Here is a 12,914-nt window from a genome sequence, read left to right as displayed (position 1 = left end):
CTAAAGCATCAATCTATTTTTCTCTTAAATATCAGTTCGAAAAAGGCAGACATCCCGTACGCAGCAACACTTGGTGAAAAGATTTGAACTAACTCCCACCCTTGCTTTTCATGCTCTACTACTATTTCATGATAATCTTCTTTTGGTTTCTTTCCGAAATTTGTTAAATCTATTTTTACGAATTTATGCTCATACATTATAAACACCCCTTTTAACAATAAATTTTAAATGAAGTAGACATTTCTGTATATATATTAAATTCCAATTTTTTGAATTTAATAAGCATATTGTAGCCTTTCCCACTCTCTACATCTCAGGTCTTAGATTAAATTACGTTTTAGGGCCATTTTGTTTTCAATTTATTTTTTGTATCCTTTAATTACATCAAATAAAGATTGAAAGGACGATAATTTTGAATAAAAAATTTTTTATCATTGGGATTTTGCTTATTGCAATTGTCACGGTGACTGTAATAAATATTGTTTCTAAAAATATTCCAAAAGAAGTGGAAATAAAACAAAATTTCTCTCATGTAGAGGTAGATACGGACAATTCGGATATTATTTTTATTGCTTCTAAAGATAAAACAGCAAAAGTAGAGCTTGAAAATAGTAATAACAAGTATGAACTAATTGCAAATGTGCATGGTGATACGTTAGAGGTTGAGATCGAGCATAAATGGTTCAGACTATTTTCTTTTAATTTCTTTTCAAAAACACCGACATTAGTAATTTATCTACCGGAAAATATTTCTGGAACGATTACTGCAGAGACGGCGAATGGTTCAATCGAAGCTGACAAACTTTCTGCTAAAGAAATGACTGTAGAAACGAATAACGGTGAAGTCTATTTAAGTAATTTAAAAGTTTCATCCCTTTATATTGAATCAGATAATGGGGAAGTCTTTTTAGAAAATATCGATGGTAAAATTGTAGGGGAGTCTTCCAATGGTGATATTTCACTTGTAAATGATACTTTAAATCAACCGGTAAATCTTGAAACAAATAATGGGACAATTTCAATTCAAACAAAAAATGAACCTAAAAATGTGACAGTTGAAGTAGAAACTGATAATGGTGAGATTTCGATTTTTGGTAACGCAAATGCAAAAACTGTATTTGGGAAAGGAAAAGAGTTAGTTAAGTTAAGTTCTAATAATGGGGATATTATTGTAGAATAGTAGAATTTTAAATGTTGAAAGAGGAAGAAGAAAGCTGGTAAATTTAAAGAATCTTCCTCTTTCTTATAATTAATTTTTTCACACTTATCTAACATCCGAAGTCACCTTTTCCACCTCCATAATATATACCACAATACGTATTTTCCTAAAGGAATTAAGTGAGGGAAAAAGAATACAATAAATAGTATTGATTAAAAAGTTTTCCACTCGATAGAAACGCAAAACTTTAAGTAAAGGTGAGTCATTTATATGAACGATGTGTTGGTGATTGATGCTGATTTAGCTTATCAACGTGCTGAACAGAAAGCAGAGAAGTATTTTAATGATTTAGTCAAAGAAATAAAAGAAAAAACATATGACCAAACCTTAATTAATGATTTTCTATCGTGGAAAGGTAATCATATTCATCATCCAAAATTCTTTTCTTATTTTAGTAGAAAAAATCGAAAACCAAGTTCAAAAGAGTATCATCAATATATTCAATGGCTTGATATGACCAATAAATTAGAAGGTTATTTGGATCGAAGTGTATCTTACTTATATTTGCGAGATTTAGGGAAGAAATTAAATGACCCTAAAACAGAGGAGAAAATTCAAAAGGAAGTTGCGCGGTTAAAAAATCAATTAACTATTTCCTCTCGTAATGAGAAAAGTGGATTTTTCAATATAAGTCATTTGTTTCGCAAAGCACAAAAAGAAGGAATCGACCATACTTTTGTTTGGCTAATGGATAAATTGAATGGGGTTGCTAGAAATATTCCAGAAGGATTAGATGCAGTGAATGCGCGAAGAAAGCTTATTAAAATTATTGCCGGAGTATTAATGCATACTGCAGATGAGATGGATGAAGATGTTTCAGTCAACCGTGAAAATAAATTGGATCAGGCGATTCGGCTAGGGTACTCTTATGGTATAACTTATCCTTTCATAGATGATTTGTTGGATTCTCAAATACTATCAGAACAAGAAAAAATCAACTTCTCTGAAATCATACGAACTGCATTAGTGACAGGAAACGTTCCAGCACTTGGGCAAGAATGGTCAGTAGAGAGACTTCAATTTATGCAATATATTCATTCAGAACTGCAGGAAGCGTTTGAATATATAAAGTCCCACCAATCTCATGAAAACATTCATAAATTTTTCGAGCAAGCGTATGTTTTTTTTAATTCTCAAGAAGTCGACCGAAGAAAGAATCTTACAAATGCCCATTATTCTAATGAAGAAATTTATTTACCTATTATTTTAAAATCCTCCTCCTCAAGATTAATTTCACGCTCAATTCTCACTGTTTCCGATGATGAAGGATTTGAAAATCGGATATTTTTATATGGGATTTACAATCAACTTGCGGATGATTTTGCTGATATGTTTGATGATATGGAAGATGGGGCAGTGACGCCATACACTTATTATTTGAAGCATCATAAATATCGTTCAGATTTAATTAACCCCTTTGAAATGTATTGGGCAGTCATTGTAAACCTTATACACAATGTCTATGAATCTGACCCGAAAACTAAAGATGTAATATTAAACCGAGCAATCAATGGGTTGAAGCGGTTTAAAGAAAAACATGGACAACGAAAATATAAAGAAGTAATGAGTCAATTTGCCTCAGGATTTGCTTTTAATAAAGTACTACAAAGAATGGTAGATTTAGCCGATGATGTTGACTTTTTTGATAAATTACTACGCGATCATATGATAACAAGTTTGAAAAATGAAAGTGATGAGCAAGAACAATTTAAGGAAACCATTGAGTCTGTGAGGGAACATTTAAATCAACATTTAGAAATTTCCAGAGACGCTCAAATTACGAGTTTTAAAGATAAAATAAACGAAGCAGCAAATTATAGTTTATCCAGTGGTGGAAAAAGGTTAAGACATATTATTACTTGGTTTACTGGAGTAAAACTATATGGGTTGAATGAAGACTCCATACTTCCGCTACTTAAGTCACTAGAATATATGCATACCGCTTCACTCATTTTTGATGACTTACCTTCTCAAGATAATGCTTTGTTAAGAAGAGGACGTAGAACGGTACATGAAGTATACAATGTAGCAATTGCAGAATTAACAGGTATATTTTTAACTCAAAAGGCAATTGAAGAACAATGTATACTTAATAGTTTTCAAACAGAAACGATATTAAAGCTAATTCAATATACAGCCCAGATAACTTCGAATATGTGTAAGGGCCAGATGATGGATTTAGAATCAAAAGAGAAGACTTTAACATTAGAACAATTAAATACCATGTGTTTTTATAAAACCGGGTTAGGCTTTGAAGCAGCTTTAGTGATGCCAGCTATTTTAGCAAATGCAAAGGAAACTGATATACAAGCATTGAAAAAATATGCCAAACATGCAGGAATCGCCTTTCAAATTAAAGATGATTTACTTGATGTGGAAGGGAATACGGTTGAATTAGGGAAACAAGCAGGAAAAGACAATGAGAATAATAATTCTACTTTTGTTTCAGTCTTGGGTGTTGAAAAGGCTAAAATCGAAATGTATGAGCATTACAGCTTAGCACTAGAGGCGTTAGAAGAGATACCGTCTAACACGAATTTCTTAAAATATATATTAAATTACTTGATTTATAGAGATAACTAAACAGGGTTTCCATGGGATATAATAACCACGGAAACCCTGTTTTTATTGAATTTGTTCTATTTTATTACTATGGCTATTTGCAATCGTTTCCTTTTTTCCATAGAAGTTCACTATGATCACCCCTGATATCGCGATTAGACCTCCGATAAGGGAAAGGAAGGAAGGCAACTCACTTAACCAAATCCAAGCGACAATGATTGCAATCACTGGTTCAAGGTAAAGAATACTTGATATAGAACTAGCATTGGCAAGAGATAACGCCATTGCCCAAGTTAAGTAAGCGATAGCAGTAGGGAAGATACCAATATAAATTGAGGTTAAATTTGCCTCTAAAGTAGCTGTTTGGAGAGTTGTCAATAACCCAGGTGCAAAAATTAAAAATGGAATAGTTCCTGCCCAAGTACAATAAGCTGTTAATTCAATCGCACTGTATCTAGTGAAAAATGGTTTTTGGTACACAAAAAAGAGGGAGGTCGCAATCGCTGCGAGTAGTGTTAAAAATACACCAGGTGCAATACCAAAGGATGTATCACCAGAACCAATCGCAATTAAAAGTATGCCGATAAACCCAAATCCTAATCCAACCCAACCAATTTTTCCTAATCGTTCTTTTAAAATGATTATCGCTAGAATCGTTGTGAAGATTGGTCCAGAACCGATTAACATACCTGCTGTTCCTGCACTAATGGTTAATTGTCCATTCGTAGCACAAATATGATACCCACTAATTCCAATCCAACCTAGGAGCATAATTTTCCAAAAGTCTTCCTTCTTTGGTAAACGAATTTTAAAACTTGGAATACAAGCGAGTATCGCAAAAATTACAGATGCTAATAGAAAACGAAATAAAATAAGATGTCCTGCAGAAAAGCCTCCACTTAAGCTAACACTATTTGCCGCGAAGGTTGATCCCCATATAACAACAGTGAAAAGTCCTAATAATAATGCTTTTGAATTCAATTACTTTCACCATACTTTCTACAATAAATCATAGAAACAATCTTCTCACGTTCTCTATCATATTAGCAATATTTTTTTGTGGCTATTACAAAAGATAAATGAGCCCATAATGGACAACAAAAAAGAGAGTTTAACTTCAACTCTCAAAATTACTAAACTATAAATTTAGAATGAAATAATCATGCCGTCTTTTCCTGCATATGTGCCAATGGCTGCGCCCATGTAATTGACAATAATCTTTTTCGGATTAAATCGATGGAAAAGATTTTGCTTTAATGCTTCCACTTCTTCTAAATTTCCGGTATGGGAAATTCCAATTGTTACATTGGAAAAGTCTTTCCCCCTTTCTTGAAGGAGTTCGAATATGCGATTTTGAAGTTTTTTCTTCCCACGGATTTTTTCATACACTTCAACTTTTCCGCCTTCAACTCTTTCTAATATAACTTTAATATTTAAAATCTTTGCTAAAGAACCTTCAAATTTACTTAATCGTCCGCCTTTGACAATGTTCTCTAAAGTATTTAGTATGACAAGGATATTCATATTATCTCGGTATTCAGTCAGGTTTTTAACGATTTCCTCTACTGAAAGCCCCTGTTTCACAAGTTCCGCTGCTCGAATTACTTGTAAACCGTGTCCAAGGGAAGCTGCTAATGTATCAAAAATCGTTACATTTGAACAATTAGCTAATTCCTTCCCAATGCAAGCTGATTGATAAGTTCCACTTAGTCCAGAAGACACTGTTAAACATAAAATGTCTATATCTTTATCGTATTTAGAAAAGCTATCTACAAATGTTGCTGGAGAAGGTTGAGAAGTTTTTGGAAGTTTATTGGAACTAAACATTTTTTCTAAAAACTCCTCTGAAGAAATATCTACCTTTTCTTTATAATCTTTGCCATCAAGTGTAACGGTGATTGGGATCACATCTATGTCATATTGTTCTATGTATTTAACAGGTAAGTCTGCAGAACTATCTGTTATGATTTTTATCATTTCTGAAAACCCCTTCGATTATTAATAGGTGATATCTATTATAAACATTATACAAATTTAGATAAATCAAAATTGACTATACATTGTAAAAAAACCCCCATCTCATTTAAAGATGGGGTATGGTTCATTAATAAAACTTCTTCTTACCTTGTTCATCTTTTAAAATTTCAACGGCCTCTCTAAATCGAAGGGAATGGACAATTTCACGTTCACGGAGGAATTTTAAACCATCATTTAAATCTGGGTCATCAGATAAATCAATAATCCATTGATAAGTAGCGCGGGCTTTTTCTTCAGCGGCAATATCTTCATAAAGGTCTGCTATTGGGTCACCTTTTGCTTGAATATACGTAGCTGTCCATGGTACCCCAGATGCATCGTGATAGAATAACGCTCGATCGTGGTTTACGTAATGGTCTCCTAAACCTGCTGCTTTCATCATCTCTGGTGTCGCATCTTTCGTCAGTTTATACACCATCGTTGCAATCATCTCTAAATGTGAGAACTCTTCCATTGCAATGTCATTTAATAATCCAATAACTTTGTCAGGAATGGTATAACGTTGATTCATATAACGTAAAGCAGCTGCAAGTTCGCCGTCAGCTCCTCCATATTGCTCAATCAAAAACTTCGCAAGCATTGGGTTACATTGACTTACTCTAACGGGATATTGGAGTTTCTTTTCATAGTAAAACATCCCTTTATTTTCTCCCCTCACATTCAACATGAATTAATAAAACTTGAAATTTGCATTTTCAAGATGACTAATAGCTGTTGCTCATTAGAAGTTTTTTCAGTGCCATCTAGAGCTGAACGTGCTCCGGTTTTCGGAATGTCTAGCTGCGGCGGCTAGCTCCTCGACAACTTCAGAATCGTCTGCAAGGGCAAATAGCGCCCTTTTGCCGATTCTTCCAGTTGTTGTCGGAGCTGGTTGAGCCGCCTCCGCTTTTCGGATTGTCTAGCTCCGCGCGTTAGCCGTTCGGAAACTTCGACTTCCTCCTGCGTGTGCGAGCACACTTATCAGAAGTCTCCGAAGTACATGGATGTACAAGTGCCGACAATGCCACAAAGGAAGTTTGCGACGAGTAATCGCAGGAGCAGGATGTGGTGTTTTTGTCGGCCAGTTTCTGTCACGGCTGAACGAACGTGCTCCGCTTTTCTAATGTCTAGCTGCGGCGGCTAGCTCCTCGGACACTTCAACTTCCTCCTACGCGTGTAAACACGCTTGTCGGAAGTCTCCAGTGTCTGTCGGAGCTGGTCGAGCCGCCTTCGCTTTTCGGATTGTCTAGCTCCGCGCGTTAGCCGTTCGGAAACTTCGACTTCCTCCTGCGTGTGCGAGCACACTTATCAGAAGTCTCCAGTTTCTGTCACGGCTGAACGAACGCGCTCCGCTTTTCTAGACTTGCCATGGCCATGGGGTGTCGTCTATGTCCCATGGGTAGTTGGAGTAGCTTCTTCCAAAGTTCATGAGCGGGCCGAATTTTTTCTCGAATTCTACTTTTAGTTGCATACTCTTTTTGGCTAATTCATTAAATTGTTTTATTGCATCTAAATCGTTTGGGTGGGTGTCAAGGTAAAGGTTTAATTCTACAATGGCGAAGTCGATTGCTTGTAGTTCCTCAAGGCATTGATAGTATTCTGGTGGCATTTGTTTAGCCATGTTTTTTCACCCCTTTATTTGGATCAGGATAAGGGCTATATAATTGTGGCCAAAGTGTACCGTGCATCAATGCTTGCTTCGGAGTAAATTGTTGTAGTCCTGGAGGTTGGAAATTCATATAGAGTTGTGGAGGTGTATTATAACTTTTTACTCGTATTGGTTTACACGGATCAAAAGGACCCACATACGGTTCCCAATACTTATATTCTGAATGCATAAAATCCTCCTTTCATTTGCACTAACTTATGTGTATGAATGGAAAAATTCAATTATTCCCAGAAAAGTCTTATACAAATTGTGAAGAAATAGAAGAACATGATTTTATTGAGTTGTTCTATTTAAATAGACTTTTAATTTATTAAATAGAGCCTTTTAATTTTTTCCATTAAATAACTAAAAATTTATTAGGCATTATATAAAAGGCAATTTAATATGATGGTAAAGAGCTCACTGATTTTTAGATTCAGCGAAGCTCTTTTATTCTATATAAATCAAGGGCATTAACTGTACTAATGAAAAGACCTAAATTCATCTCAAGTATTCGGTATCATTTGTGGACTAACTTCATACTATGTAAAAAAGCCCTGAATGGAGGGAGAACTATCGATATTTTAAGCAGGGTAAAACGCTATAGAGAAGAAGAGAATCAACTGAAATGGGAAGGTACTTTTGCTGAATACTTAGAAATCGTTAAGCAAAGACCAGAAGTTGCACAAACAGCTCATTCACGTGTCTACAATATGATTAAAAGTGCTGGTGTACTAGAAAAAGATGGTCAAAAAATGTACCAGTTCTTTGGGAGAGAGATTTTTGGTTTAGAGTCTGCACTTGAAAGACTTGTAGAGGAATATTTCCACCCAGCAGCAAGAAGATTAGATGTTCGAAAGCGTATTCTATTATTGATGGGTCCAGTTAGTGGTGGTAAATCGACTATTGTTACATTGCTGAAAAGAGGTCTTGAGCAATACTCACGGACTGATGAAGGGGCAGTTTATGCAATTAAAGGTTGTCCAATGCATGAAGACCCTCTACATCTGATTCCACATCATCTAAGAGAAGATTTCTATAAAGAATATGGAATTCGAATTGAGGGAAGTTTATCTCCATTAAATACAATGCGTTTAGAGCAAGAATATGGAGGACGCATTGAAGATGTTATGGTTGAACGAATCTTCTTCTCTGAGGATCGTCGTGTAGGTATTGGAACATTTACTCCATCAGATCCAAAGTCTCAGGATATCGCGGATTTAACGGGTAGTATTGACTTTTCAACGATTGCGGAATACGGGTCTGAATCGGATCCACGTGCATACCGTTTTGATGGGGAGCTCAATAAAGCGAACCGCGGTATGATGGAATTCCAAGAGATGTTGAAGTTAGATGAAAAATTCTTATGGCACTTATTATCATTAACACAAGAAGGTAACTTTAAAGCTGGGCGTTTTGCGTTAATTAGCGCGGACGAACTCATCGTAGCCCATACAAACGAAACAGAATATCGTTCGTTTATTTCAAATAAAAAGAATGAAGCGTTACATTCACGTATCATCGTTATTCCAATTCCTTATAATCTGAAGGTGAGTGAAGAGGAACGCATTTATGAAAAAATGATTCGTGAAAGTGATATGGCACATGTTCATATTGCACCACATGCGTTACGAGCAGCTGCCATATTCTCTGTATTAACAAGATTAGAAGTTCCGAAAAAAGCAGGCATTGACCTTGTTAAGAAAATGCGTCTATATGACGGTGAAGCTGTAGAAGGTTATAACTCTGTCGATGTTGAGGAATTGAAAAAAGAATATCCAAATGAAGGTATGCATGGGGTTGACCCGCGTTATGTTATTAACCGAATTTCTTCTGCAATCATACGTAAAGAAGTACCTTCAATTAACGCGTTAGATGTTCTTCGTGCTTTAAAAGATGGACTTGATCAGCATGCGTCTATTTCTGACGAAGATCGCGAAAAGTATATGAATTACATTGCAGTTGCAAGAAGAGAATATGATGAAATTGCGAAAAATGAAGTACAAAAGGCGTTTGTGTATTCTTATGAAGAATCCGCGAAACACTTAATGAATAATTACCTTGATAACGTTGAGGCATTCTGTAATAAGAATAAGCTGCGCGATCCACTTACTGGTGAAGAAATGAATCCAGATGAAAAACTAATGCGTTCGATAGAAGAACAAATTGGTGTTTCTGAAAATGCAAAACGGGCATTCCGTGAAGAGATTTTAATTCGATTATCTGCATTTGCACGAAAAGGTAAACGTTTCGACTATAACTCTCATGAAAGATTGCGAGAAGCGATTCAGAAGAAACTGTTTGCTGATTTAAAAGATGTTGTGAAAATTACAACATCATCAAAAACACCTGATGAATCTCAACTTAAGAAAATTAATGAAGTAGTAGCACGTCTAATTGATGAGTATGGTTACGACTCTACTTCTGCAAATGAATTATTAAGATATGTAGGAAGTTTATTAAATAGGTAATATATTGGTGCGAGTGTCCATAAAATTTAGGACACTCATTTTTTTCTTCATTCACCTAGTTCATGCAAAATTATAAGAAAAATATGAGTTGATTGTAAGAATGTAGTGAAAACTGTCAGAAAATTTGCATATTATAAAAAAAGTGATTTTTCCATAAGTTTTGGGAAACTTCATTAGAGATGGGTGAGGATAAAAATGAGTGAAAATCAGAATCGAAACTTTGTCGTCTCTCAGGAAAATTGGTCACTCCATCGTAAAGGGTACCAAGATCAACAGCGTCATATGGAAAAAGTGAAGGATGCCATTAAGAATAACTTGCCTGATTTGATTAGTGAAGAAAGTATAATTATGTCAAATGGCCGTGAAGTAATCAAAATACCAATTCGTTCTTTAGAAGAATATAAGATTCGTTATAACTATGGAAAATCTAAACATGTAGGGCAAGGGCAAGGAGATAGTAAAATTGGCGATGTTGTAGCCCGTGATGGAAAACCAGGTCAACAGGCAGGTAAAGGTCAAAAAGCAGGGGATCAACCTGGAAATGATTATTATGAAGCGGAAGTAAGTTTAGAAGAAGTGCAAAATGTTTTGTTTAAAGAGTTGGAATTACCGAACCTTAAGCAAAAAGAAATGGCGGATATCACAACAGAAAAAATTGAATTTAACGATATTCGCAAAAAAGGACTTATGGGTAATATTGACAAAAAGAAAACAATTTTAACTGCGATTAAGCGCAATGCAATGAAAGGGAAAGCGCAAATAGTACCGATTACGAATGATGACCTACGATTTAAAACGTGGGATGAAGTGAAAAAGCCAGAAACAAGAGCCGTTGTATTGGCGATGATGGATACAAGTGGATCGATGGGTAGTTTTGAGAAGTTTTGTGCAAGAAGCTTCTTTTTCTGGATGACTCGATTTTTACGTACAAAATATCAATCAGTAGATATTGAGTTCATTGCTCATCATACAGAAGCGAAGATTGTAACAGAAGAAGAATTCTTTACAAAAGGAGAAAGTGGAGGAACGATTTGTTCATCTGCCTACTCTAAAGCGTTGGAATTAATTGATTTAAAATACAATCCTGTTCGTTACAATATTTATCCAGTGCATTTCTCTGATGGTGAGAACTTCTCCACGGATAATGAGAAGTGTTTCAAGCTAGTTCAACAATTAATGGATGTTTCAAGTATGTTTGGCTATGGGGAAGTAAATCCAAATAATCGTTATTCTTCTTTAATGTCTACATTTAAACGCATTGATGATCCAAAGTTCCGTCATTACGTGATAAGACAGAAAAAAGATGTATATGAAGCGTTGAAAAGCTTTTTCCAAAAACAAGAGACAATCATCTAAGAGAGGGGAAATGGCAGCAATTATTAATAGTGGGGTGAGAATAGATGGAAAAAGAGCTTCATAAAGCAATAGAAGAGATTACTGAAATTGCAGTTGGATTTGGCCTAGATTTTTTCCCTATGCATTACGAAATTTGTCCAGCTGAAATTATTTATACAATCGGTGCATATGGAATGCCAACCCGCTTCTCCCATTGGAGCTTCGGTAAACAATTTCATAAGATGAAAATTCAGTATGATTTAGGCTTAAGCCAGATTTATGAGCTTGTTATTAATTCGAATCCTTGTTATGCATTTTTGCTCGATACGAATACCCTTACACAAAATAAACTGATCATTGCACACGTATTAGCCCATTGTGATTTCTTTAAAAATAATGTTCGGTTCTCCAATACACGCAGAGATATGGTGGAAAGTATGACTGCCACTGCAGAACGGATTGCGAACTATGAAATTCTTTATGGAAAAGATGAAGTAGAACAGTTTTTAGATGCAGTGTTGGCGATACAAGAGCATATTGATCCATCCCTTGTTAGACCGACATTGCTTGATTATGAAGACGAATTAGATAATGAAGAGGATATTGTCGCACCAAGATCTGAATTTGATGACTTATGGTCTTTGGATAAGTTAGGTAAGAAAGAAGAACCTGGTTCGAAAATTCGTTATAAAAAGAAAAAGTTCCCTCCAAAACCGGAAAAAGACTTATTAATGTTCATCGAGATGCATAGCCGTGAGCTAGAGGAATGGCAACGGGATATTTTAACAATGATGCGGGAAGAAATGCTTTATTTCTGGCCTCAACTTGAAACAAAAATTATGAATGAAGGTTGGGCTTCATACTGGCATCAACGAATTATGCGAGAGCTCAATTTAACGACTGATGAAACGATTGAATATGCAAAGTTAAATGCGGGCGTAGTACAGCCTTCAAAAACATCCATCAATCCTTATTATCTTGGTTTAAAGATTTTTGAAGATATTGAAAGACGTTATAATAACCCCACTGAAGAAATGAGAAAGTTGGGGGTAAAACCGAATTCAGGCCGCGAAAAAATCTTTGAAGTACGTGAGATTGAATCAGATATTTCTTTCATCCGTAATTATTTAACAAAAGAATTAGTTGAACAAGAGGATATGTACTTGTTTGAGAAAAAAGGAAATGAATATAAAATTACGGATAAAGATTATGAAAACGTAAGAGATCAACTCGTTTCAATGCGTGTAAATGGTGGTTTCCCATATATCGTTGTTGAAAACGGTGATTATTTAAGAAATGGAGAACTGTATCTAAAACACGGCTATGAAGGAATGGAATTAGACCCTCATTATTTAGAACATGTTCTTCCATATATCTATCAACTTTGGGGCAGACCTGTTCATTTAGAAACCTTCGTAGAAAATAAGCCTGTACTTTACACATATGATGGCAAACGAAATTATCGAAAAGCATTGTAATGAGTTATATTATATAGTTTGGGGCAGAAGAGGTTTCAGCACAGTAAACAACGAGATTGTAGGATTCTGCTATCTCGTTGTTTTTTTATCTAATTTATAAAGGTAAAGGAAGAGCATTGGTGTTAAGGGATTGTGTAGTCGTAACTTAATTATAGGAACCAAAACTCGTTGTTCGTAGTGGAGGC

Annotated in this window: 11 protein-coding genes; 5 read left to right on the top strand and 6 right to left on the bottom strand. The window is 35.3% G+C overall.

All coding sequences use genetic code 11. The features are described from left to right. Positions 1-8: 8 nt before the first annotated feature. Positions 9-197 carry a DUF4177 domain-containing protein gene (locus tag NKR20_RS15190; RefSeq protein WP_253427319.1) on the bottom strand — a complete coding sequence of 63 codons (189 nt, stop codon included), beginning with the start codon at positions 195-197 and terminating at the stop codon, positions 9-11. Between the two features lie 215 nt (positions 198-412). Between NKR20_RS15190 and NKR20_RS15185 the strand changes: the two genes are divergently transcribed. Then, positions 413-1,180, top strand: coding sequence for a DUF4097 family beta strand repeat-containing protein (locus NKR20_RS15185; protein WP_253427317.1), 768 nt, complete (start codon positions 413-415; stop codon positions 1,178-1,180). A 249-nt stretch (positions 1,181-1,429) separates the two neighbouring features. Further along, positions 1,430-3,802, top strand: a complete 2,373-nt coding sequence (locus tag NKR20_RS15180; protein ID WP_253427315.1) for a polyprenyl synthetase family protein — start codon at positions 1,430-1,432, stop codon at positions 3,800-3,802. Between the two features lie 42 nt (positions 3,803-3,844). Here the strand turns inward: NKR20_RS15180 and NKR20_RS15175 are convergent, their stop codons facing one another. From NKR20_RS15175 to NKR20_RS15155, 5 genes are all read right to left on the bottom strand, one after another. Next, positions 3,845-4,762 carry a DMT family transporter gene (locus NKR20_RS15175; RefSeq protein ID WP_253427313.1) on the bottom strand — a complete coding sequence of 306 codons (918 nt, stop codon included), beginning with the start codon at positions 4,760-4,762 and terminating at the stop codon, positions 3,845-3,847. A 165-nt stretch (positions 4,763-4,927) separates the two neighbouring features. Beyond that, a complete protein-coding gene (locus NKR20_RS15170) occupies positions 4,928-5,758 on the bottom strand; it encodes a DegV family protein (RefSeq protein WP_121213199.1) in 831 nt (276 codons plus the stop codon). Between the two features lie 127 nt (positions 5,759-5,885). Next, positions 5,886-6,455: a manganese catalase family protein gene (locus NKR20_RS15165; protein WP_121213200.1), complete on the bottom strand. Its 570-nt coding sequence runs from the start codon at positions 6,453-6,455 to the stop codon at positions 5,886-5,888. Between the two features lie 699 nt (positions 6,456-7,154). Further along, on the bottom strand, positions 7,155-7,418 hold the full coding sequence (locus NKR20_RS15160; RefSeq protein ID WP_253427311.1) for a spore coat protein CotJB: 264 nt from the start codon (positions 7,416-7,418) through the stop codon (positions 7,155-7,157). After that, a complete protein-coding gene (locus NKR20_RS15155) occupies positions 7,411-7,635 on the bottom strand; it encodes a spore coat associated protein CotJA (protein ID WP_253427309.1) in 225 nt (74 codons plus the stop codon). Before NKR20_RS15155 ends, NKR20_RS15160 begins: the two co-directional genes overlap by 8 nt. Positions 7,636-8,020: 385 nt before the next feature. Here NKR20_RS15155 and NKR20_RS15150 point away from each other — a divergent pair, with 385 nt between their 5' ends. The 3 genes from NKR20_RS15150 to NKR20_RS15140 all read left to right on the top strand — a co-directional run bounded on the left by NKR20_RS15150 (position 8,021) and on the right by NKR20_RS15140 (position 12,729). Next, a complete protein-coding gene (locus NKR20_RS15150) occupies positions 8,021-9,916 on the top strand; it encodes a PrkA family serine protein kinase (RefSeq protein WP_121213267.1) in 1,896 nt (631 codons plus the stop codon). Between the two features lie 195 nt (positions 9,917-10,111). Next, complete coding sequence (gene yhbH, locus NKR20_RS15145; protein WP_121213203.1) at positions 10,112-11,272, top strand: sporulation protein YhbH; 1,161 nt, start codon at positions 10,112-10,114, stop codon at positions 11,270-11,272. 44 nt (positions 11,273-11,316) lie between these two features. Then, positions 11,317-12,729 carry a SpoVR family protein gene (locus NKR20_RS15140; RefSeq protein WP_253427307.1) on the top strand — a complete coding sequence of 471 codons (1,413 nt, stop codon included), beginning with the start codon at positions 11,317-11,319 and terminating at the stop codon, positions 12,727-12,729. Positions 12,730-12,914: the final 185 nt, after the last annotated feature.

Origin of the sequence: Ureibacillus endophyticus, from assembly GCF_024159215.1 — a bacterium.
GTDB classification, from domain to species: Bacteria; Bacillota; Bacilli; order Bacillales_A; family Planococcaceae; genus Ureibacillus; species Ureibacillus endophyticus.
The sequence above is the reverse complement of the archived record's forward strand: the minus strand, read 5'-3'. Positions and strand labels throughout refer to the sequence as shown.

What these genes read in the sequence shown, in the direction of transcription:
- NKR20_RS15190 (WP_253427319.1), bottom strand. Translation starts at nt 197, where the DNA reads ATGTATGAGCATAAATTCGTAAAAATAGATTTAACAAATTTCGGAAAG.
- NKR20_RS15180 (WP_253427315.1), top strand. Translation starts at nt 1,430, where the DNA reads ATGAACGATGTGTTGGTGATTGATGCTGATTTAGCTTATCAACGTGCT.
- NKR20_RS15170 (WP_121213199.1), bottom strand. Translation starts at nt 5,758, where the DNA reads ATGATAAAAATCATAACAGATAGTTCTGCAGACTTACCTGTTAAATAC.
- NKR20_RS15165 (WP_121213200.1), bottom strand. Translation starts at nt 6,455, where the DNA reads ATGTTTTACTATGAAAAGAAACTCCAATATCCCGTTAGAGTAAGTCAA.
- NKR20_RS15160 (WP_253427311.1), bottom strand. Translation starts at nt 7,418, where the DNA reads ATGGCTAAACAAATGCCACCAGAATACTATCAATGCCTTGAGGAACTA.
- NKR20_RS15155 (WP_253427309.1), bottom strand. Translation starts at nt 7,635, where the DNA reads ATGCATTCAGAATATAAGTATTGGGAACCGTATGTGGGTCCTTTTGAT.
- yhbH (WP_121213203.1), top strand. Translation starts at nt 10,112, where the DNA reads ATGAGTGAAAATCAGAATCGAAACTTTGTCGTCTCTCAGGAAAATTGG.
- NKR20_RS15140 (WP_253427307.1), top strand. Translation starts at nt 11,317, where the DNA reads ATGGAAAAAGAGCTTCATAAAGCAATAGAAGAGATTACTGAAATTGCA.